Origin of the sequence: Streptomyces sp. NPDC102451 (assembly GCF_044765485.1) — a bacterium.
Taxonomy (GTDB): domain Bacteria; phylum Actinomycetota; class Actinomycetes; order Streptomycetales; family Streptomycetaceae; genus Streptomyces.
In genome coordinates this window covers 410,787-430,891 of sequence record NZ_JBIWKD010000004.1, presented here as the reverse complement: position 1 = coordinate 430,891, position 20,105 = coordinate 410,787, and the positions used below count along the sequence as shown (strand labels likewise).

General features: G+C 72.1%; 18 protein-coding genes. 12 read left to right on the top strand and 6 right to left on the bottom strand.

All coding sequences use genetic code 11. From position 1 onward, the window contains the following. Positions 1-243: 243 nt before the first annotated feature. The 7 genes from ACIRD8_RS12190 (at position 244) to ACIRD8_RS12160 (ending at position 8,521) form a co-directional block, all read left to right on the top strand. Positions 244-1,647 (top strand): protein phosphatase 2C domain-containing protein, encoded by a 1,404-nt coding sequence (locus tag ACIRD8_RS12190; RefSeq protein WP_403989374.1) that lies wholly within the window; start codon positions 244-246, stop codon positions 1,645-1,647. Positions 1,648-1,707: 60 nt separating this feature from the next. Continuing rightward, entirely contained in the window at positions 1,708-3,450 is a 1,743-nt protein-coding gene (locus ACIRD8_RS12185) for a pyruvate dehydrogenase (RefSeq protein WP_403989372.1), read from the top strand. A 112-nt stretch (positions 3,451-3,562) separates the two neighbouring features. Next, positions 3,563-4,336: a helix-turn-helix domain-containing protein gene (locus ACIRD8_RS12180; RefSeq protein ID WP_403989370.1), complete on the top strand. Its 774-nt coding sequence runs from the start codon at positions 3,563-3,565 to the stop codon at positions 4,334-4,336. 213 nt (positions 4,337-4,549) lie between these two features. Next, positions 4,550-5,587 carry an iron-siderophore ABC transporter substrate-binding protein gene (locus tag ACIRD8_RS12175; protein ID WP_403989368.1) on the top strand — a complete coding sequence of 346 codons (1,038 nt, stop codon included), beginning with the start codon at positions 4,550-4,552 and terminating at the stop codon, positions 5,585-5,587. Next, positions 5,584-6,627 carry a FecCD family ABC transporter permease gene (locus ACIRD8_RS12170; protein ID WP_403989366.1) on the top strand — a complete coding sequence of 348 codons (1,044 nt, stop codon included), beginning with the start codon at positions 5,584-5,586 and terminating at the stop codon, positions 6,625-6,627. The genes ACIRD8_RS12175 and ACIRD8_RS12170 overlap by 4 nt, the downstream gene beginning before the upstream one ends. After that, the gene (locus ACIRD8_RS12165) at positions 6,624-7,676 is read left to right on the top strand and encodes a FecCD family ABC transporter permease (protein WP_403989364.1); all 1,053 of its coding nucleotides are present in this window, start codon (positions 6,624-6,626) and stop codon (positions 7,674-7,676) included. The genes ACIRD8_RS12170 and ACIRD8_RS12165 overlap by 4 nt, the downstream gene beginning before the upstream one ends. Next, a complete protein-coding gene (locus tag ACIRD8_RS12160) occupies positions 7,673-8,521 on the top strand; it encodes an ABC transporter ATP-binding protein (RefSeq protein WP_403989362.1) in 849 nt (282 codons plus the stop codon). The genes ACIRD8_RS12165 and ACIRD8_RS12160 overlap by 4 nt, the downstream gene beginning before the upstream one ends. On the opposite strand, the gene ACIRD8_RS12155 is transcribed toward ACIRD8_RS12160, so the two are convergent. Together ACIRD8_RS12155 and ACIRD8_RS12150 are read right to left on the bottom strand one after the other, a co-directional pair. Further along, a complete protein-coding gene (locus tag ACIRD8_RS12155; RefSeq protein ID WP_403989360.1) occupies positions 8,507-8,896 on the bottom strand; it encodes a barstar family protein in 390 nt (129 codons plus the stop codon). The two genes, ACIRD8_RS12160 and ACIRD8_RS12155, sit on opposite strands and share 15 nt — an antisense overlap. 95 nt (positions 8,897-8,991) lie before the next feature. Next, on the bottom strand, positions 8,992-9,390 hold the full coding sequence (locus ACIRD8_RS12150) for a ribonuclease domain-containing protein (protein WP_403989358.1): 399 nt from the start codon (positions 9,388-9,390) through the stop codon (positions 8,992-8,994). Positions 9,391-9,642: 252 nt separating this feature from the next. On the opposite strand from ACIRD8_RS12150, the gene ACIRD8_RS12145 reads away from it, so the two are divergent. Continuing rightward, positions 9,643-10,053, top strand: a complete 411-nt coding sequence (locus ACIRD8_RS12145; protein WP_403989356.1) for an ATP-binding protein — start codon at positions 9,643-9,645, stop codon at positions 10,051-10,053. A 3-nt stretch (positions 10,054-10,056) separates the two neighbouring features. On the opposite strand, the gene ACIRD8_RS12140 is transcribed toward ACIRD8_RS12145, so the two are convergent. Both ACIRD8_RS12140 and ACIRD8_RS12135 read right to left on the bottom strand, forming a co-directional pair. Beyond that, positions 10,057-11,142 (bottom strand): DUF2637 domain-containing protein, encoded by a 1,086-nt coding sequence (locus ACIRD8_RS12140; protein WP_403989354.1) that lies wholly within the window; start codon positions 11,140-11,142, stop codon positions 10,057-10,059. Positions 11,143-11,364: 222 nt separating this feature from the next. Beyond that, positions 11,365-12,213, bottom strand: a complete 849-nt coding sequence (locus ACIRD8_RS12135) for a (2Fe-2S)-binding protein (protein ID WP_403989352.1) — start codon at positions 12,211-12,213, stop codon at positions 11,365-11,367. A 143-nt stretch (positions 12,214-12,356) separates the two neighbouring features. Between ACIRD8_RS12135 and ACIRD8_RS12130 the strand changes: the two genes are divergently transcribed. Continuing rightward, positions 12,357-13,103, top strand: a complete 747-nt coding sequence (locus ACIRD8_RS12130) for a GntR family transcriptional regulator (RefSeq protein ID WP_403989350.1) — start codon at positions 12,357-12,359, stop codon at positions 13,101-13,103. 58 nt (positions 13,104-13,161) lie between these two features. Here the strand turns inward: ACIRD8_RS12130 and ACIRD8_RS12125 are convergent, their stop codons facing one another. Then, positions 13,162-13,947 carry a hypothetical protein gene (locus ACIRD8_RS12125; protein WP_403989348.1) on the bottom strand — a complete coding sequence of 262 codons (786 nt, stop codon included), beginning with the start codon at positions 13,945-13,947 and terminating at the stop codon, positions 13,162-13,164. A 192-nt stretch (positions 13,948-14,139) separates the two neighbouring features. Then, a complete protein-coding gene (locus ACIRD8_RS12120; RefSeq protein WP_403989346.1) occupies positions 14,140-15,855 on the bottom strand; it encodes a PucR family transcriptional regulator in 1,716 nt (571 codons plus the stop codon). Positions 15,856-16,126: 271 nt separating this feature from the next. On the opposite strand from ACIRD8_RS12120, the gene ACIRD8_RS12115 reads away from it, so the two are divergent. Genes ACIRD8_RS12115 through ACIRD8_RS12105 form a run of 3 tightly spaced genes read left to right on the top strand, consistent with a single transcriptional unit; the run spans position 16,127 to position 20,036 of the window. Beyond that, positions 16,127-17,017, top strand: coding sequence for an FAD binding domain-containing protein (locus ACIRD8_RS12115; protein WP_403989345.1), 891 nt, complete (start codon positions 16,127-16,129; stop codon positions 17,015-17,017). Between the two features lie 2 nt (positions 17,018-17,019). After that, on the top strand, positions 17,020-17,616 hold the full coding sequence (locus tag ACIRD8_RS12110; RefSeq protein WP_360360147.1) for a (2Fe-2S)-binding protein: 597 nt from the start codon (positions 17,020-17,022) through the stop codon (positions 17,614-17,616). Between the two features lie 2 nt (positions 17,617-17,618). Continuing rightward, on the top strand, positions 17,619-20,036 hold the full coding sequence (locus ACIRD8_RS12105; RefSeq protein ID WP_403989343.1) for a xanthine dehydrogenase family protein molybdopterin-binding subunit: 2,418 nt from the start codon (positions 17,619-17,621) through the stop codon (positions 20,034-20,036). Positions 20,037-20,105 lie beyond the last annotated feature (69 nt).

The window sequence follows — 20,105 nt, the reverse complement described above, 5'->3', positions numbered from 1 at the left end:
AACAGCCACGGCGTAAACCCGCCGGGCCCATCATGCCCCGTAGCACCTGTCTCTCTGACAATCTGGCGCCACCGCAGCAACGGCCGCCCCCACGGGCGGTGGGCTGATCGCAGAGACCGGCCCGCCGGGCGACCTTCCCGTGGGGGGTGGGGACGTCCGGCGGGTCACCTCCGGGATGCCACTTCCGGGCCACTTTTCCGGATGACCCGTTTTCGTGAGCCCCGAGCGGTCGACAATACGGTCATGAGCCAGCAGGGGGAGAAGCCAGCCGCCCACGAGGACGACTGGTGGCGCGCGCTGTACGACGAGGCCGCGCCGGACACCGGGCCGAGCAGCGCGGCCGACAGCCTCGACGACCACTTCGACTCCGCTGCGGACGCCGTGGCCGGACCGGAGACGGGCCAGGTGGACCACCCGGTCACGGTCGTGCCGCTGCCCGACCAGCGCCTGCCGGAAGCGGGCCACGACCCGGAGCCCGGCCCCGAGCCGCCGAAGCCCCCCGCGCCGAAGCCCCCGCTCCCCGCAGTGGAACCCCCGCCCGCGCCCCCGCCCACCGTCGCGGTCGGGCGCGCCCCCTGGGAGGCCCCCGCGGGGCCCTCCCGGCCGCGGACCTTCGCGGTACGGGCGCCGGCCGGCCCTCCGGCACCCGGGCAGCCGGAAGCGCCTGAGGCGCCGGGCGCCCCCGCGTCACCGGTGCGCCCGGAAGTCGGCCACATCGGGGACCGGCCCCCCACCTACGACGCGGAGCCCGCCGCACTCCCCGCCACCGGCCCGGACGACCTCGCCGACCTCGTCCCCGACACGGTCCTCGACGGTGCCAGGTACGGGACGTACACCCTGCGGGCCGCCTCCGTCCGCGGGGACTCGGCGCGCTTCCGCGGTGAACCCCGCACCGACGCCCTGCTCACCGCCCGCTTCGGCGACGGCGACGGAGCCCTGGTCCTGGTCGCGGTGGCCGGCGGTGCCCGGGGTGCGGAACAGGCGCATCGCGCCGCCGCCGACGCCTGTCGCTGGATCGGCGGATCCGTCGCCCGCAGCCACGCCCGGCTCTCCGACGACATAAGGGCGGGGCGCAGGGGCGACCTCAAGTCGGGGCTGCACCGCCTCACCGACCGCACCTACGGCAAGCTGCGGGCCCGCGCCGCCGAGCTCGGCCTCGAACCGGCCGCGTACACCGCCGGCCTGCGCTGTCTGCTGCTGTCCGCCGACCCGGAGTGCCGCACCCGGGTCTTCTTCGGCACCGGGCCGGGCGGCCTCTTCCGCCTCCGCGACGGGGCCTGGCAGGACCTCGACCCGGTGCTCCCCGTGACCGGCGGAGCCGCGGGCGAACAGAGCCCCGGCGGCGACCGGCTGACGATGGACCTCCAGATCGCCACGCCCCCGTCCCCGTACGCCGAGGACCCGCCGCCACCGCCCGCGGAGCCCTTCCGCTTCCGCGCCTCCGTCGCCCGCCCCGGGGACACGCTGCTGCTCTGCGGGAACGGCCTGGCCGAACCGATGCGCGGCGAGCCGGCGCTCGCCGAGGAGCTCGCGCGGCGCTGGAGCGCCGAAGGCCCGCCCGGGCTGCCCGCCTATCTGGCCGACACCCAGCTGAGGACCAAGGGGTACGCCGACGACCGTACGAGCGCCGCGGTCTGGGAGGCGTAACCGCGCCCGCCGTGGGTTGATGGAGGCACGGACAGCCGGAGGCAGAGAGGGTGCGCACCCATGGCCAAGCAGAACGTGTCGGAACAGTTCGTCGACATCCTCGTGCGGGCGGGGGTCAAGCGGCTGTACGGCGTCGTCGGCGACAGCCTCAACCCCGTGGTCGACGCCATCCGGCGTAATGCCGCCGTCGAGTGGGTCCAGGTCAGGCACGAGGAGACCGCCGCGTTCGCGGCCGGCGCCGAGGCCCAGATCACCGGCACCCTCGCCGCCTGCGCCGGGTCGTGCGGGCCGGGGAACCTCCACCTCATCAACGGCCTCTACGACGCGCACCGCTCCATGGCCCCGGTGCTCGCCCTCGCCTCGCACATCCCGTCGAGCGAGATCGGCCTCGGCTACTTCCAGGAGACCCACCCGGAGCTGCTCTTCCAGGAGTGCAGCCACTACAACGAGATGATCTCCAACCCGCAGCAGATGCCGCGGCTCCTCCAGACGGCCATCCAGCACGCCATCGGCCGTGGCGGCGTCAGCGTCGTGTCCATGCCCGGCGACATCGCCTCGCAGCCGGCTCCGGAGAAGTCGATCGAGCACGCCCTGGTCACCTCGCGGCCGTCCGTGAAGCCGGGTGACGAGGAGATCGACAAGCTCTGCGAAATGATCGACAAGGCCAAACGGGTGACGCTGTTCTGCGGAAGCGGGACGGCGGGCGCGCACGCCGAGGTCATGGAGTTCGCCGAGCGGGTGAAGGCCCCGGTCGGTCATGCGCTGCGCGGCAAGGAGTGGATCCAGTACGACAACCCGTACGACGTGGGCATGAGCGGGCTGCTCGGCTACGGCGCCGCCTACGAGGCCACCAACGAGTGCGATCTGCTGATCCTGCTGGGCACCGACTTCCCGTACAACGCGTTCCTCCCGGACGATGTGAAGATCGTCCAGGTCGATGTGCGCCCCGAACACCTGGGACGGCGGTCCAAGCTCGACCTGGCCGTCTGGGGCGACGTACGCGAGACGCTGCGCGCCCTCACCCCGCGTGTGAAGGTCAAGACCGACCGCAAGTTCCTCGACCGGATGCTGAAGAAGCACGCCGACGCGCTGGAGGGCGTGGTCAAGGCGTACACCCGCAAGGTCGAGAAGCACATCCCGATCCATCCCGAGTACGTCGCCTCGGTCCTCGACGAACTCGCCGACGACGACGCCGTGTTCACGGTCGACACCGGCATGTGCAATGTGTGGGCGGCCCGCTATCTCACGCCCAACGGCAAGCGCAGGGTCATCGGTTCGTTCAGCCACGGCTCGATGGCGAACGCGCTGCCGCAGGCCATCGGGGCCCAGTTCACCGACCGGAACCGGCAGGTCGTGTCGATGTCCGGCGACGGCGGATTCACCATGCTGATGGGCGACTTCCTCACGCTCGTCCAGTACAACCTCCCCGTGAAGGTCGTCCTGTTCAACAACTCCTCGCTCGGCATGGTCGAGCTGGAGATGCTGGTCGCGGGGCTGCCCTCGTTCGGTACGACCAACAAGAACCCCGACTTCGCGGCCGTCGCGCGGGCCTGCGGGGCCTACGGGGTGCGGGTCGAGAAGCCCAAGCAGCTGGAGGGCGCGCTCAAGGACGCCTTCAAGCACAAGGGGCCCGCACTCGTCGACGTGGTCACCGACCCGAACGCCCTGTCCATCCCGCCGAAGATCAGCGCCGACATGGTGACGGGCTTCGCGCTCTCCGCCAGCAAGATCGTCCTGGACGGCGGGGTCGGCAGGATGCTCCAGCTGGCCCGCTCCAACCTCCGGAACGTCCCGCGGCCCTGACCGGAGCCGCGGCCGGGACCGCACGACGGCCTCGGTAATGTGAGGGCATGCGACTGACCCCTTCCGCCGGTGACGGCCCGGTGCCGGCCACCGGCGGGCCGGGGGCCGCGCCGTGACCAGGGAGACCCGCACCGTGCCGGAGCAGGACCCGGGGGCGCTGCGGTCATCGTTCGTCATCCACGGCTACGAAGAGACCGTCGCGCACGACACCAGCTGGAACGCCCACGCCCACCCCTGGGACGAACTGCTCTGGAACGAGCGGGGCGCCTCGATGGCAGTGGTGGGCGCGCGGGCGTGGACGATCACCCCGACCCTCGGCCTGTGGATGCCGGCGGACACCGCGCACTCCGGTTCCGCGGTGGCCGGGACATGGTTCCGTGCGACCTTCTTCGGCCGTGCCACCACGCCCTCGCTCTCGGACGTCCCCGTGGCCGTCGAGATCACCCCGCTGCTGCGCCTGCTGCTGGAGCGGCTCGGCGACGCCGGACTCGACCCGGGCTCCAGGGCGGCCACGGAGGCGATGGTGCTGGACGTGCTCACTCCGTCCCCCCGGGAGCTGCTGGTCCAGATCCCGACGTCGCCACTGCTGCGCCCGATCGCCGACGCGGTGCGCGAGAACCCCGGCGACCAGCGGACGCTGTCCCGATGGGCCGCCGAGCTGGGCGTGAGCACCCGCACGGTCACCCGTGCCTTCAACGCCGAGACCGGCACCAGTTTCGCGCGCTGGGTCGCCGGGGTCCGGGCGCAGCACGCGGTCGAACTCCTCACCCGGGGCTGGGAGGTGGAGGCCGTCGCGGAGGAGGTCGGATACCGCTCGGCGAGTGCCTTCGGCGCGGCGTTCCGCCGTACGACCGGGCTGACGCCGGGGGCGTTCCGGGCTCGCTGAGCGGGGGCTTCACGACGCTGCCCGCAGGTGTGGCGCGTTCTTGCTGTCCCAATCGCTACAACCGTTGTCTGAAACGGTCGATTGCGACAACCCTGTGTGTTTCATAAGGTCAAAGGAAAGCCAAGCCTTACCTAAGTCTTGAGCGCTTCCGGTGCACCGCCCCCCGCGGATGTGCGAGGCGGCACCGCCCATCCTGAACTGGAGTACGGATCCATGCGTCCACACCGTCTTCGCGCAGTCGCCGTCGCGGCCGCCCTGCTGGTGGGCCTCACGGCCTGCAGCGGGGAATCCGGGTCCGAGAAGGACACGAGCGGCAAGGCCGGCTCGGGGGCGTTCCCGATGACGATCGAGCACGCGCTCGGCACGACCACGATCCCGTCCGAGCCCAAGCGCGTCGCCACGGTGAACTGGGCCAACCACGAGGTGCCGCTGGCCCTCGGCGTCGTACCCGTCGGCATGGCCGCCGCGAACTTCGGTGACGACGACGGCGACGGCGTCCTGCCCTGGGTCGCCGACAGGCTGAAGGAGCTGGACGCCAAGACTCCGGTCCTGTTCGACGAGACCGACGGCATCGACTTCGAAGCCGTGGCCGACACGAAGCCGGACGTCATCCTCGCCTCGTACTCAGGCCTGACGAAGCAGGACTACGCGACGCTGAGCGACATCGCCCCCGTGGTGGCGTACCCGGAGGCCGCGTGGGCCACCCCGTGGCGCGAGATCATCCAGATGAACAGCAAGGCGATCGGCCGCGCCGAGGAGGGCGAGAAGCTGATCGGCGAGGTCGAGGGCGACATCAGGAAGACCGTCGCCAAGTACCCGCAGCTGAAGGGGAAGTCGGCGATGTTCATGACGCACGTCGACCCCAACGACGTCAGCGAGGTCGGCTTCTACACGTCCCACGACACCCGCACCCTCTTCTTCGAGGACCTCGGCCTGAAGATCCCCGGCAGCATCGCCGAGGCGTCCAAGGGCACGGACAAGTTCGCGCTGACCAAGAGCGCGGAGCAGATCGACGCGTTCGACGACGTCGACATCATCACCGGCTACGGCGACGACAAGGGCGAGCTGCTCAAGACGCTGCGGAAGGACCCGCTGCTCTCGAAGATCCCCGCCGTGGAGCGCGGTTCGGTCTACCTGCTGCCGGGCAGCGCCCCGCTGGCCACCGCCGCGAACCCCACGCCGCTGTCGATCTCCTGGGTGCTGGAGGACTACGTGGCCGAGCTCGCCAAGGCCGCGGACAAGGTCAAGTGACGACGCTCGACACACGGCACACACCGGACGCCGCAGTGGTGCGGCGTCCGGCCCGTGTCCGGATCCTGTGGCTGCTGCTCACCCTGCTCGTGCTGGCGGCGGTGACCGTGCTCTCGGTCGCCGTCGGCTCGCGCACCGTCGGCTGGTCCGACGTCTGGAGCGCGCTCGGCGGCGCGGACGGCACGCTGGAGCAGGCGGCCGTCACCAAGCGGATCCCGCGCACCCTGCTCGCCGTGGTGATCGGCGCGGCGCTCGGACTGGCCGGCGGCGTCATGCAGGGGGTGACCCGCAATCCGCTGGCCGACCCGGGCATCCTCGGCGTCAACATGGGCGCTTCGCTGGCCGTGGTCACCGGGGTCGCCTTCTTCGGGCTCACCTCGCCGACCGGTTACGTCTGGGTCGCCATGGCCGGCGCGGGGCTCTCCGCCGTGTTCGTCTACACCGTCGGCTCCCTGGGGAGGGGCGGTGCCACGCCCCTCAAGCTCGCCCTCGCGGGCGCCGCCACCTCCGCGGCGTTCGCCTCGCTGGTGACCGCGGTCGTGCTGCCCCGCAACGACATCTCGGGGTCGTTCCGGCTCTGGCAGATCGGCGGCGTCGGCGGTGCCTCCTACGAACGCATCGGCCATGTGCTGCCGTTCCTCGGTGCCGGCATGCTGATCTGCCTGTTCTCCGCACGGGCGCTGAACTCGCTCGCCCTCGGCGACGAACTCGCCGCCGGGCTCGGCGAACGGGTCGCGGTCGCCCGGGCCACCGCGGCGGTGGGCGCCGTCGTCCTGTGCGGCGCCGCGACGGCGGCCGCAGGACCGATCGGCTTCGTCGGACTCGTCGTCCCCCACGCGTGCCGGCTGATGGTCGGCGTCGACCACCGGTGGCTGCTGCCGTTCTCCGCGGTGAGCGGCGCCGCGCTCCTGACCGCGGCCGATGTCGTCGGACGGATCGTGGCGCGGCCCTCGGAGGTCGACGTGGGCATCGTGACGGCGCTGATCGGCGCCCCGTTCTTCATCTGGACCGTCCGCCGTCAGAAAGTACGTGCCCTGTGAGCGCCCCCGCCGTCGCCCGGCCCTCCGTCCTCCACGAGGTCACCCGAGGACGCGTCAGGAACGCCTCCCGCCGGCGCCTCGTCGCGCTGGTCCTGGCGGTGCTCGTCGTCGCCGCGTTCGCCGTGACGCTGATGGCCGGACAGACCTTCTACCCTCCCCGTGACGTGGTCAGGGTGATCCTCGGGGAACAGGTGCCCGGGGCGTCGTTCACCGTCGGACGGCTGCGGCTGCCGCGCGCGGTGCTCGCCGTGACGGCCGGGTTCAGCTTCGGCATGGCCGGTGTCACCTTCCAGACGATGCTGCGCAACCCGCTCGCCAGCCCCGACGTCATCGGCATCAGCTCGGGCGCGAGCGCCGCCGCGGCCCTCGCGATCGTGACCCTGTCCCTCGGCGAGACCCAGGTGTCGGTCCTCGCGATCGTCGCCGCCCTCGTCGTCGCCCTGCTCGTCTACACCCTGGCCTTCCGCGACGGGGTCGTCGGCACCCGCCTCATCCTGATCGGCATCGGGATCTCCGCGATGCTCGACAGCATCACCTCGTACGTTCTGTCCCGCGCTGCCGAGTGGGACCTCCAGGAGGCCACCCGCTGGCTGACGGGCAGTCTGAACGGCGTGGGCTGGGACCAGACCGTGCCCGCCGTGATCGCGCTCGCCGTGCTGACACCCGTCCTGCTGGCACAGGGCCGTAACCTGTCCGCCCTGCGCCTCGGCGACGACACCGCCTCGGCCCTGGGGGTCCGCGTCGAGCGCACCCGGATCACCGTCATCGTCGCCGCCGTCGGCCTGATCGCCTTCGCCACGGCCGCCGCCGGGCCCATCGCCTTCGTGGCGTTCCTGTCCGGCCCGATCGCGGCCCGGATCGTCGGGGCCGGGGGCTCCCTCCTGGTGCCCGCCGGACTGGTCGGCGCGCTCCTGGTCCTGGTCGCCGACTTCACCGGCCAGTTCGCCTTCGACACCCGCTACCCGGTCGGCGTCGTCACCGGCGTGCTCGGAGCGCCTTACCTCGTCTACCTGATTGTCCGCACCCATCGGGCTGGAGGCTCGATATGACCACGACCCACTCCCTCACCGCCGAGCGGCTGACGCTCGGCTACAGCGACCGCGTGGTCGTCGAATCCCTCGACCTGACCGTGCCGCCCGGCGAGGTCACGGTCATCGTCGGGGCCAACGCCTGCGGCAAGTCGACACTGCTGCGCTCGATGTCACGGCTGCTCGCGCCCCGGAAGGGCCAAGTGCTCCTGGACGGCAGGCAGGTGCACCGGATGCCCGCCAAGGAACTCGCCCGCACCCTCGGGCTGCTGCCGCAGTCACCCGTCGCGCCCGAGGGCATCACGGTGCTCGACCTGGTGGGCCGGGGGCGCCACCCCCACCAGGGCGTCTTCACCCGGTGGAGCGAGAAGGACGACGCCGCCGTGGCGTCCGCCCTGGAGACCACGCGGACCGCGGAACTCGCCGACCGCGCGGTGGACGAGCTCTCCGGCGGCCAGCGCCAACGGGTCTGGATCGCCATGGCCCTGGCTCAGCAGACCGATCTGCTGCTGCTCGACGAGCCCACCACGTTCCTCGACGCCAGCCATCAGATCGAGGTGCTCGACCTGCTGACCGACCTGAACCGGACGCGGGGGACGACCGTCGTGATGGTCCTGCACGACCTCAACCTGGCGGCCCGGTACGCGGATCACCTCATCGCCCTCGCGGCGGGACGCATCCACGCCGCCGGCAGCCCCGCCGAGGTGCTCACGGAGGAGACGGTCGAGACGGTGTTCGGCCTCCGGAGCCGCATCATCGAGGACCCGGTCTCCGGCAAGCCCCTGATGCTTCCCATCGGCCGGCACCACGTACGCGAGGAGACCGGCGTGGGCTCCCGTCAGCGGGAGGACTCAGCTCAGCCGTAGGGTCCCGGGTCCGGTCCGCTCCGTGATGATCCCGACGAGGACGTCGAAGAGCGTCGGACCGCGGCCCGCCCGGGCCTCGGCCAGCTCCCCCTCGACGCGCGCCCTGTTGGTGTGGTGCACCCGGGGGAGCAGCGCTTCCAGCCGGCGGGCGGTCTCCTCGTGGCCCAGCGCGCGGGCCGAACCCGCGTGGTCGTGCCACTCGATGACGAAGGCTCCGTCCTCCGGGGTACCGAACCCACCGCCGAGGCAGTCCGCGAAGGCGTCGAGATTACGGCCGAAGTAGCCGCCGGGGCCGTTCACCGCCTCCCCGATCGCATCCCAGAAGCTGTCCAGGCCGGTGATCCGGGAGCCGTCGATCACATAGGTCACGGTCATGCGTGGAGCGTACAAGCGTGAGCCTTCCGGCCTCGGTCCGATGGTCCGCGCCGCAGGTGGGGGCTACGGCGCGGACCGGTCCTGGGGTGTGCGGCTCAGCAGCCGTGGTCGACCAGGTCGAAGGACTCGTAGTGGTCCGCGGTGTAGTAGTCCTCCTCGGCCTCCTCGCCCGTCACGATCCGGCGGGACCCGCGGTCCGAGGAGCCGGGCGTGATGACCGTGTACTCGTGGTAGTAGCCCGTGCTCTGGCTGGGCAGCAGCGCTTCACGGTTCTGGAAGACGGTGCCGTCCTGCTCGTACGGGAACGGGCCGCCCGCATCGATCAGATCGAGCGTGTCGTGGGCCTGGGAGGGCAGCGCGGAGTAGCAGATGCTGCCGACCGCCGCGGCCTGGGGAGCCGTCGCGGCCGACGCGGTGACCGGCCCTCCGACGAAGAGGACGGACAGGAGGGCGGCGACGCCGCCGAGCGTGGTGATCCGTGGGGGGATTCGCATGTCCACCATGATGACGCGCGTAGAACCCCATCCGTCAACGCCAACACGGGTGAATTTTTGGGAAGTTAACCGTGAGTACGAAAACGTAACGCGGCGGCCGTCCGCCCGGGGTTGCGTGACGGCCCGTTCATATGTTGACGCCTCATGACGCGTGACCGCTGTCCTGTGGGGCATGCATCCCGTGACGGTGTTCGAGACATGACGTCATGAAACGGAATTCAAGGAGGCCGATTCAGGGTGCGTGCGGGGGACATGATCAAGCGACAGGAGAGCCCACCGGTGCGGCTGTACCGCAGACTCGGGCACGCCGACCTCTCGGCCGTGGGGGAGACACGTGCCGCGCTCAGGGAGTTCCTGCGCTATCGCAGGCGCCCGGAGGAGACGGAGGTGGCGGAGCTGCTGCTCAGCGAGCTGGTGACGAACGCCCTCATCCACACGAGGAACGGCGCCGTGGTCACGGTGACCTCGGCGCCCGCGCGACTGCGGGTCGAGGTACGCGACTTCGTGACGGGGCAGGAGCCCGCGCCGTACGTACCGAACGCCGACGACGGTACGCACGGAAGGGGGCTGCTCCTCGTCCAGAGCCTGGCGGACTCCTGGGGAGTCATGACACAGGCACTGGGCAAGGTGGTCTGGTTCGAGCTGAACGCCGGGACGTCCTGAGGCTCAGCCGAACTGCTGCTCCAGGTCCTTCAGTTTCTGCTCCAGCGAATCGAGCCGGGGCAGTGCCTGGGTGTCGTCCTCGGCTGTGAGGTCGACGGCCGCGGGATCACCGCTGTTGGTCTGTGCCGAAGTGCTCCTGGGGGTCGTGCCGTTCACGGCTTGGAGGGACGGCCGGGGGCGAAGGGGCAGCTGTCCCGGTTCCGTCATGGCGGGTTCCACGGCCGCCGGGACGCCGCCCGACGCGGGGGCGATGGCCTGGACGTCCACCACCTGGCGACCGGACCGGCCGCCACGCCCCCAGACCCGGTTCTGCCGGTTCAGGGCCCTGATGTGGGCCCGGTCCAGCTTGGCCTGGTCCCTTCGGCTCTGCCGGTTCTGCTCCTTCTCCTGACGGTCCTCGCGGACGTCGTCCACCGCCTCGTCCAGGGTGCGTACGCCTTCGAGGAGCATCAGCGACCAGGCGCCGAAGGTCTCCCTCGGGGCACGCAGCCACCGGACGATCCGGATCTGCGGCAGTGGGCGGGGCACCAGGCCCTGTTCACGCAGTGCCGCCCGGCGGGTCTGCTTCAGCGCGCGGTCGAACAGCACCGCGGCCGAGAGCGACATCCCCGCGAAGAAGTGCGGGGCGCCCGCGTGCTCCATGCCACGCGGGGCGTGCACCCAGTTGAACCAGGCGGCGGCGCAGGCGAACGTCCACACCAGCAGCCTGGAGCCCAACGCGGCGTCACCGTGGCTGGCTTCGCGCACGGCGAGCACCGAACAGAACATCGCGGCCCCGTCGAGGCCGAACGGAACGAGGTACTCCCACCCTCCGGAGAGGCTGAGGTTCTGCCGGCCGAAGCCGACGAGCCCGTGGAAGGAGAGGGCGGCGGCGACCGCGGCACAGCAGAAGAGCAGGACGTACGAGGCGGTGGCGTAGAGCGCCTCCTTGCGCCTGCGGCGTTCCTCGCTGCGTTCCCAGCTGTCGTCGGCCGTGGCTTTCTCGGCGGCGCGCTTGCCGCGCGCGACCACCGTCACCGCCGCCAGAACTCCCACGAGCAGTACGGCGCCCGGAAGCAACCAGTCAAGCGAGATATCGGTCAATCTCATGCGCGGTCCCTTGTGTCACGTAGGACGTTTCGGGCGCCATTGTGGCGGAAATAACGTCTCTCCCCGCGGCTTTCGGGGCCAGGCGCCGCCATTGGGTTCGCGCGGCTCCCCTATGGGTGAAATTCAGCCGAACACCCACGCGGGAAAGAGGAGTTGAGTTCGAATTCCGGTCGCTCGCCCGGGTGGTGTGAGCTCCTGCGTGGTTCAGGCGGCCCGCGTGGCTCAGGCGGCCGGCGTGAGCTTGCGGACGCGGTCGGCGTCGCAGGTGCGCGGGCACGTGACACACGTGTCCTCGGGGCGGAGGGTGTAGAAGAGGCAGCAGCTCGCCCGGTCGCGTGTCGGGAGCGATTCGCCGCCGGGGCCCGTGAGTTCACGGAAGCCGGCCGTGCCCACGTACGGCTTGGTGGTGCCCGGCAGCAGGAGCTCCAGCTCCTTCATCGCGCGGCTCTCCTCGCCGAGGAGGTGGGCGATGTACCAGAGGCCCTCGACGATCTCGTCGGTCGCCATGCCCCACAGGGCCCGCTTCCCGCGCCGCATGCGTGGCCGGAAGCCGTCCAGCACCGGTTCGAGGTGCTGCGCCACGGCGTCGAGGACCTCGGCCCGCAGCGCCGACTCGTCGGCAACGACCCGGGCACCGGGCAGGCCGGCCGCCGGGTCGTCGGGCAGGCAGGCGAACTCGCGGACGCGCAGGGTCAGATGACCTGCGCCCCGGTGGAAGGAGACATCGGTGACGGGGATCCGCGGCACCCGGCGGTGCGTGAACCACGGCAGCGTCACCAACAGGCAGGCGGGCCAGGCGTAACGGTGCAGTCCGAAGCTCGCCACCACGTCGGGGCGGGCGTGGGTGCCGTAGTCCCGCAGCACCTGTGCCTCGTCCCAGGCCAGGAAGTCGTCCAATGCGGCACCGCCCGCCGCGAGCTCGGCGGCGCCGACCCATCCGCTGCCCGAGGGCGCCGCGACGTCGTCGGCGAGCACCTCGGCGCGCAGCCCGGGAAAGACCTCGGCCAGGCGGGTGTACGCCGCCGTCAGCGGGGACGGGGCGGTCGCGGCGAGCAGAGCGGGCACGGTCATTCTGGGACCACCGAATCACGATCATTTACAGGTAAGGCTTACCTTACCCGAAGCGACCGGTGTTTGAACTGAGGCCCGCTCCGCCTATCGTGCACAGGGGGCCGGGCGCGCGCGAGTCGGCCCGCCAGTGCGAGGAGGTTCCGGTGGAGCAGGGCAGAGCGCGTGACGACGCGCGGCCGTACGCGTCCGAGGGCACCCCGCAGGACGTCCGTGTGCCCGAGCAGGCGCGCGGCGAACACACCCACAGCGAGCCGCCCGCGCCCCGCGTCGTCCAGCGGTACTCGGTGCGCGGGCAGATCCTGGACGCCCTGCGCGCCGCGCTGGTCGGCGGGGAGCTGGCGCCCGGCGAGGTCTACTCCGCCCCGGCCCTCGGCGCCCGCTTCGGGGTGTCCGCGACCCCGGTGCGCGAGGCGATGCAGCAGCTGGCCGTCGAGGGCGCCGTCGAGGTCGTGCCCAACCGCGGCTTCCGGGTCAGCGAGCGGGGCCCCCGCGAGCTGGCGGAGCTCGCCGAGGTGCGCGCCCTGATCGAGGTGCCCGTCATGCTGCGGCTCGCCCGCGTGGTCCCGGCGGCCGGCTGGTGCGCGCTGCGTCCGCTGGCCGACGCCACGGTCGCGGCGGCAGCCGTCGGCGACCGGGCGGCGTACGCGGAGAGCGACCGCGCCTTCCACGGCGCCGTCCTCGCGCTGTCGGGAAACCAGCAGCTCGTCGCGGTCGCCGACGACCTCCACCGCCGGTCCCAGTGGCCGCTGGTCAACAGCCCCGCCGGCCGCCGGGCCGACCTGCTCGCCGACGCCTCGGAGCACACCGCGCTGCTGGACGCGCTCGTCGCCCGGGACCTCACGGTGGTGCAGTCCCTCGTACGGGAGCACTTCAACGGCGCGGAGGTCTGAGACCGCGGGGCCCGCCCGGGCCGGGCGGGCCCCGCGGTCTCAGTTCGCCTCGACGGTCTCAGTTCGCCTCGACGGTCTCCGGGGCCGGCGGCTCCAGCCGGGGCGCGAGCCAGGTCGGTACGCCGCCCAGCAGCCGGAACAGCCGGCCCGCCTCGGCGCGCAGCCGGGCCGCCGCCTCGGGCTCCGGCTCGGCGTCCGCGAGCGAGATGAGCGCCGGGGCCGTACCCACGAGATAGCCCAGCTCCTCCCTTATCCGCAGCGACTCCGCGAAGCCGTGCCGCGCCTCGGCCAGCTCGCCCTCGCCCAGGGCGAGCGAGGCGAGGTGCCGCCAGGTGAAGGAGAGCAGCAGCTCGTCACCCCGGGCCGTGGCACCGGCGTGCGCCCTGCGGTAGGCGGCGCGGGCGGACTGGGGGGAGTCGGCGATGTTCTGGGCGATCAGGCCCCGGCGGAAGTCCAGCAGCGGGCGGCCGGGGGCGGCGGGGGAGAGCAGCGCCGCGGCCCTGCTGAGCGCCACGCTGGCCTCGTCGGCCCGGTCGCGTGCCCCGAGCAGGGTCGAGGCGTACGCGAGGTAGCCGCGCTCGCAGGCGGCCGCCCCGCGCTCGGAGTCCTTCTGGGCGAGCGCCTCCGCGGAGCGCAGCGCGTCCTCGGCGTCGGTCCAGCCGGCGCCCGTGTAGAGGCACCGCTCGGTCAGCAGCGAGGTCCGCTGGAGAGCGGCCGCGTGGTCGGTGGCCGCCCGGGGTTCGAGCAGCGCGGCCGCGTCCGTCCAGCAGGCCCGTGAGCGCAGCCGCCATACCGCGGTCTGGAGCGGCGGATCGTCATCTGCTGTCGTTCCGGAACCAGACATGGCGGTATGCGCCACATTGCCCTCCCCGAGCGCGCCATCGAGCTGTGGAGGCCGGCCGGCAGGCGCCGGTCGGCCAGGGTCTGCGCGCATCTCAGCACGGAATGGCACGCCGGGCCAAGGGGTGGGATCAATGTCAGGTGAAAGATTTCACAATCACCTGGAGCCCGGGAGGGCCGTGAGACGCCCGGGAAGTCAGCTCATACGCAGGGCGAGGAAGAAGTCGAGCTTGTCCTCGAGCCGCGAAAGGTCACGTCCCGTCAACTGCTCGATACGTCCGACGCGATAGCGCAGCGTGTTGACGTGCAGGTGCAGCCGGGCCGCGCAGCGGGTCCAGGACCCGTCGCAGTCCAGGAAGGCCTCCAGCGTCTCGATCAGCTCCGCGCGGTGCCGCCGGTCGTAGTCGCGCAGGGGGTCCAGGAGCCGGGCGGTGAAGGCGCGGCGGACGTCGTCCGGGACGAAAGGCAGCAGCAGGACGTGCGAGGCGAGCTCGTGGTGTCCCGCCGCACAGACCGGGCCCGGCCGGGCCGCGGCGACCCGGCGGGCGTGCCGGGCCTCCTCCAGCGCACCGCGCAGTCCCTCCGCGGAGTGGACGGCGGCGCTGACACCCAGTGTCAGGCGGCCGTCGTCCGCGAGGCCGGCGGAGAGCGGCGCGCGGACGCTGTCGAGCAGCGCGTCCGCGTGCAGCGCGGTGTCCCGCGGTTCCGCGGTGCCGGATTCCCCGGACGCCTCCGCCTCGTCGGCACCGGGCGAGGGCAGAGCGGTCAGCGGTACGAGGGCGATGGCCTCCTCGCCCGTGTGCGCCACGGCGATCCGGTCGGCCGAGTCGGGGCCCGCCACCGCGGGGTCGACCAGGATCTCCTCCAGCAGGGCCTGGGCGGCCTGGCCGCCCGCAAGGTCCGTACCCTCCGCGGACCACTCGACCCGGGCCACCACGACCTGCCAGTGCGGCGCCGTGCCGACACCCGGCAGCAGGACCGGGGCGGCCACCCGCAGCCTGGCCGCGATCTCGGCCGGGGCCGCGCCCGTCTGGACCAGCTCCAGGACCTCCTGGGCGAGCCGGCGGCGTACCGCGCGGGCGGCGTCGCGGCGGTCGCGTTCGACGGCGATCAGCTGGGTGACGCCCTGGAGCAGGTCCAGCCGGGCGGCCGGCCAGTCGCCGGCGTCCGCCGCCACGGCCAGCAGCCACTCGGAGAGCACGGACTCGCGCACATCGCGGGACGGGGCGGGCAGGGCTCCCCGGCCGGTGTTCCTGATCGGGAACAGCGAATAGGCCGTGCCGTCCACCTCCGCCCGGTGCGGTCCCGGGCGGCCGGTGCGGGTCGCCGCGAGGTGGCGGCCCGCCAGCTCCGCGCCGGTGCGCGCGGACAGGGGCTCGCCCGCCCCGGCGATCTGCCGGCCCGTCGGGGACAGGACCCAGGCGCGCAGATCCAGGTCGGAGGTGAGCAGGTCCAGGACCACCTCGGGTCCGCCGCCGGCCGGGCCCGAGGTCATGAGCCTGCGGTGGCGGTCGACGACCGCGGCGAGGTCACCGGCCCGCTCGCCGGAGACCTGGCGCACCACGTGCTCGGTGATCGTTGCGAATGCCACCGTCTCGTCGACCGCGAAGAGCGGGAGCCGGTGCCGCAGGCACGCCGCGACCAGATCGTCGGGAACGGCCCCGAGCTCCGCCTCGCCCGCGGCCAGACCGGCCACGCCCGCGCTCGCCAGGATCCGTACGAACGGCTCCGTGTCCGACGCGTCCCGGCGCCACGCCAGACCCGTGAGGACCAGCTCGCCGCCCGAGAGATAGCGGCTGGGGTCGCGCAGGTCGGTCGTCATGACGCCCCGGACCGAACGGTCCAGCTCGTCCTCGCCGCCGAGCAGCCGGAGGCCCAGCGCCTCGGTGTCCAGCAGTGCGCGCAGCCGCATCGTCGATTGCCGCCGATCTCTTCGTGGGTGCGGGGGAGGGCGGGGGTCACCTGTGAGTTGCGGTGAGGTTACCGGTGCCCGCCATTCGTTCGAATCTACAAGACAGGGACGGGGACCAGCCAATTCCTTCATGGTTTCGGTGACTGCACCGAGTGGAGCAAGGCTTGTGTACTGGGTCACACACTGCGTGAACAACTCATGAACGACCCGTCCAGGGCCGGCCGTCCCCTGCCCCAGCCGAACGACCCGATCGAGAAGAAGAGAGCCACTCATGGACTTCCTTCGCCCCGCCAGCTGGGAGGAAGCGCTCGCCGCCAAGGCCGAGCACCCGACGGCTGTGCCCATCGCTGGTGGGACCGACGTGATGGTCGAGATCAACTTCGACCACCGCCGGCCCGAGTACCTCATGGACCTCAACCGCCTCGGTGAGCTGTCCGAGTGGCAGGTGGGCCCTGACGCCGTGCGCCTCGGCGCCTCCGTGCCGTACAGCGCCGTCATGGAGCACCTGCGGGCCGAGCTGCCCGGTCTCGCCCTCGCCTCGCACACCGTCGCCTCGCCGCAGATCCGTAACCGCGGCGGCGTCGGGGGCAATCTGGGCACCGCCTCGCCCGCCGGGGACGCCCACCCGGCGCTGCTCGCCGCGGGCGCCGAGGTCGAGGCCGCGTCCGTACGGGGGACACGGATGATCCCGATCGACGACTTCTACACCGGCGTGAAGCGCAACGCCCTCGCCCCGGACGAACTGATCAGGGCCGTGCACATCAAGAAGGCCGACGGCCCGCAGCAGTACTCCAAGGTCGGCACCCGCAACGCGATGGTCATCGCCGTCTGCGCCTTCGGCCTCGCCCTCCACCCGGAGACCCGCACCGTGCGCACCGGCATCGGCTCCGCCGCCCCGACCCCGGTCAGGGCGAAGGAGGCCGAGGAGTTCCTGAACGCCGCGCTGGAGGAGGGCGGCTTCTGGGAGAGCGGAAAGATCATCACACCGTCCGTGGCCAAGCAGTTCGCCCAGCTCGCCGCCGGGGCCTGCAACCCCATCGACGACGTACGGGGCACCGCCGCCTACCGCAGGCACGCCGTCGGCATCATGGCCCGCCGCACGCTGGGCTGGACCTGGGAGCAGTACCGCGGAGCGGGACGCACCCTCGAAGGAGCTGCTTAACCATGCGAGTGAATTTCACGGTCAACGGCCGCAAGCAGGAGGCCGACGATGTCTGGGAGGGCGAGTCCCTCCTGTACGTCCTGCGCGAGCGCATGGGCCTGCCCGGCTCCAAGAACGCCTGTGAGCAGGGCGAATGCGGCTCCTGCACGGTCCGCCTCGACGGGGTGCCGGTCTGCTCCTGCCTCGTCGCGGCGGGCCAGGCCGAGGGCCGCGAGGTCGTCACCGTCGAGGGCCTGGCGGACTACGCCCGGCACCGCGACGACGCCCACCCCGGCACCGGCTGCGCCGCCGGCACCTGCGGCACCTCGCTCGACGCCGCCCAGCGGTGGCAGGCCAGGCCCACCGACGGGCAGAGCGCCGAGGCCGCCGAACTCTCCCCGGTCCAGCAGGCGTTCATCGACGCGGGCGCCGTGCAGTGCGGCTTCTGCACCCCCGGCCTGCTGGTCGCCGCCGACGAACTGCTGGAGACACAGCCCTCCCCGTCCGACCAGGACATCCGCGAGGCCCTCTCCGGCAACCTCTGCCGCTGCACCGGTTACGAGAAGATCCTCGACGCGGTCCGTCTCGCGGCCGCCCGTCAGGAAGAGGCGGTCCGATAGCCATGGCGCTGCACCCACGAGCCGCGTCCGTACCGGCCGGCACCCCCACCAAGATCACCCAGGGCTCGCAGACCCGGGGCGGCATCGGCGAGTCCACCCTGCGCCCCGACGGCACCCTCAAGGTCACCGGCGAGTTCGCGTACTCCTCGGACATGTGGCACGAGGACATGCTGTGGGGCCACACGCTCCGCTCCACCGTCGCGCACGCCGAGATCCGCTCCATCGACATCGGCGAGGCCCTCGCCACCCCCGGTGTGTACGCCGTCCTGACCTACGACGACCTGCCCGCCGAGATGAAGAACTACGGGCTGGAGATCCAGGACACCCCCGTCCTCGCCCACGGCAAGGTCCGCCACCACGGCGAACCCGTGGCGCTCGTCGCCGCCGACCACCCCGAGACCGCGCGCCGCGCCGCCGCCAAGATCCGCATCGACTACGCCGAACTGCCCGTCGTCACGGACGAGGCGTCCGCGACCGCCCCCGACGCGATCCTGATCCACGAAGGCCGCACCGACCACCACATCGGCCACGTCCCGCACCCCAACATCGTCCACCGCCAGCCCATCGTCCGCGGCGACGCGGACGCGGCCGCCGCCCGGGCCGACGTGATCGTCACCGGCGACTACGTCTTCGGGATGCAGGACCAGGCCTTCCTCGGCCCCGAGTCAGGACTCGCCGTGCCGTCCGAGGACGGCGGTGTCGAGCTGTACGTCGCCACCCAGTGGCTGCACTCCGACCTCCGCCAGATCGCCCCCGTCCTCGGCCTCCCCGAGGACAAGGTCCGCATGACGCTCTCCGGCGTCGGCGGCGCCTTCGGCGGGCGCGAGGACCTGTCGATGCAGATCCACGCCTGCCTGCTCGCACTGCGCACCGGCAAGCCCGTCAAGATGGTCTACAACCGCTTCGAGTCCTTCTTCGGGCACGTCCACCGGCACCCCGCCAAGCTCCACTACGAGCACGGGGCCACCAAGGACGGCAAGCTCACCCACATGAAGTGCCGGATCGTGCTGGACGGCGGCGCCTACGCCTCCGCGTCCCCGGCCGTCGTCGGCAACGCCTCCTCGCTCGCGGTCGGACCGTACGTCGTCGAGGACGTCGACATCGAGGCGATCGCGCTCTACTCCAACAACCCGCCCTGCGGCGCCATGCGCGGCTTCGGCGCGGTCCAGGCATGCTTCGCCTACGAGGCGCAGATGGACAAGCTGGCCGCCGCCCTGGACATGGACCCGGTGGAACTGCGGCAGCTGAACGCCATGGAGCAGGGCACCCTGCTCCCCACCGGGCAGCCCGTCGACTCGCCGGCCCCCGTGGCCGAACTGCTGCGCCGCGTCAAGGCCCGGCCCCTGCCGCCCGAGCAGCAGTGGCTCTCGGCCGACGCGGAGGGCAGCTCCGTCGACGTACGCGCGCTGCCCGGCGGGCTGTCCAACACCACCCACGGCGAAGGCGTGGTGCGCGGCGTCGGGTACGCCGTCGGGCTGAAGAACGTCGGCTTCTCCGAAGGGTTCGACGACTACTCCACCGCCCGGGTGCGGATGGAGGTCATCAACGGCGAACCGGTGGCCACCGTGCACACCGCGATGGCCGAGGTAGGACAGGGCGGCGTCACCGCCCACGCCCAGATCGCCCGTACCGAACTGGGCGTCAACCAGGTCACCATCCACCCGGCGGACACCCAGGTCGGCTCCGCGGGCTCCACCTCAGCCTCCCGGCAGACGTACGTCACCGGGGGCGCCGTGAAGAACTCCTGCGAGGCCGTCCGGGAGCAGGTCCTGGAGATCGGCCGCCGCAAGTTCGGCACCTACCACCCCGCGTGGGCCACCGCCGAACTCCTCCTGGAGGGCGGCAAGGTCGTCACCGACGGCGGGGAGGCGCTCGCCTCACTGGCCGATGTGCTGGAGGGCGAGGCGGTCGACGTCGAGCTGGAGTGGCGCCACCGGCCCACCGAAGCCTTCGACCTGCGCACCGGCCAGGGCAACGGCCACGTGCAGTACTCCTTCGCCGCGCACCGCGCGGTCGTCGAGGTCGACACCGAACTCGGCCTGGTCAAGGTCATCGAGCTCGCGTGCGCCCAGGACGTCGGCAAGGCGCTCAACCCGCTGTCGGTCGTGGGCCAGATCCAGGGCGGCACCACCCAGGGGCTGGGTGTCGCCGTCATGGAGGAGATCATCGTCGACCCGAAGACGGCGAAGGTGCGCAACCCGTCCTTCACCGACTACCTCATCCCCACCATCCTCGACACGCCGACCATCCCGGTCGACGTGCTCGAACTCGCCGACGACCACGCCCCGTACGGGCTGCGCGGCATCGGCGAGGCCCCCACCCTGTCGTCCACCCCGGCCGTCCTCGCGGCGATCCGGAACGCGACGGGCCTGGAGCTCAACAGGACACCGGTGCGCCCCGAGCACATCACAGGTACCTGACGGGCCCTCAATACCCTCCGGGCGGTGCGTGCCTGCCGTGAACGTCACACTTCCCCGCGCCCCGCACCG

Coding starts and splice junctions, on each gene's coding strand:
- ACIRD8_RS12125 (WP_403989348.1), bottom strand. CDS start 13,947: ATGTCTGGTTCCGGAACGACAGCAGATGACGATCCGCCGCTCCAGACC.
- ACIRD8_RS12150 (WP_403989358.1), bottom strand. CDS start 9,390: ATGCGAATCCCCCCACGGATCACCACGCTCGGCGGCGTCGCCGCCCTC.
- ACIRD8_RS12105 (WP_403989343.1), top strand. CDS start 17,619: ATGGCGCTGCACCCACGAGCCGCGTCCGTACCGGCCGGCACCCCCACC.
- ACIRD8_RS12160 (WP_403989362.1), top strand. CDS start 7,673: ATGACCACGACCCACTCCCTCACCGCCGAGCGGCTGACGCTCGGCTAC.
- ACIRD8_RS12175 (WP_403989368.1), top strand. CDS start 4,550: ATGCGTCCACACCGTCTTCGCGCAGTCGCCGTCGCGGCCGCCCTGCTG.
- ACIRD8_RS12155 (WP_403989360.1), bottom strand. CDS start 8,896: ATGACCGTGACCTATGTGATCGACGGCTCCCGGATCACCGGCCTGGAC.
- ACIRD8_RS12185 (WP_403989372.1), top strand. CDS start 1,708: ATGGCCAAGCAGAACGTGTCGGAACAGTTCGTCGACATCCTCGTGCGG.
- ACIRD8_RS12140 (WP_403989354.1), bottom strand. CDS start 11,142: ATGAGATTGACCGATATCTCGCTTGACTGGTTGCTTCCGGGCGCCGTA.
- ACIRD8_RS12135 (WP_403989352.1), bottom strand. CDS start 12,213: ATGACCGTGCCCGCTCTGCTCGCCGCGACCGCCCCGTCCCCGCTGACG.
- ACIRD8_RS12145 (WP_403989356.1), top strand. CDS start 9,643: ATGATCAAGCGACAGGAGAGCCCACCGGTGCGGCTGTACCGCAGACTC.
- ACIRD8_RS12120 (WP_403989346.1), bottom strand. CDS start 15,855: ATGCGGCTGCGCGCACTGCTGGACACCGAGGCGCTGGGCCTCCGGCTG.
- ACIRD8_RS12110 (WP_360360147.1), top strand. CDS start 17,020: ATGCGAGTGAATTTCACGGTCAACGGCCGCAAGCAGGAGGCCGACGAT.
- ACIRD8_RS12115 (WP_403989345.1), top strand. CDS start 16,127: ATGGACTTCCTTCGCCCCGCCAGCTGGGAGGAAGCGCTCGCCGCCAAG.
- ACIRD8_RS12190 (WP_403989374.1), top strand. CDS start 244: ATGAGCCAGCAGGGGGAGAAGCCAGCCGCCCACGAGGACGACTGGTGG.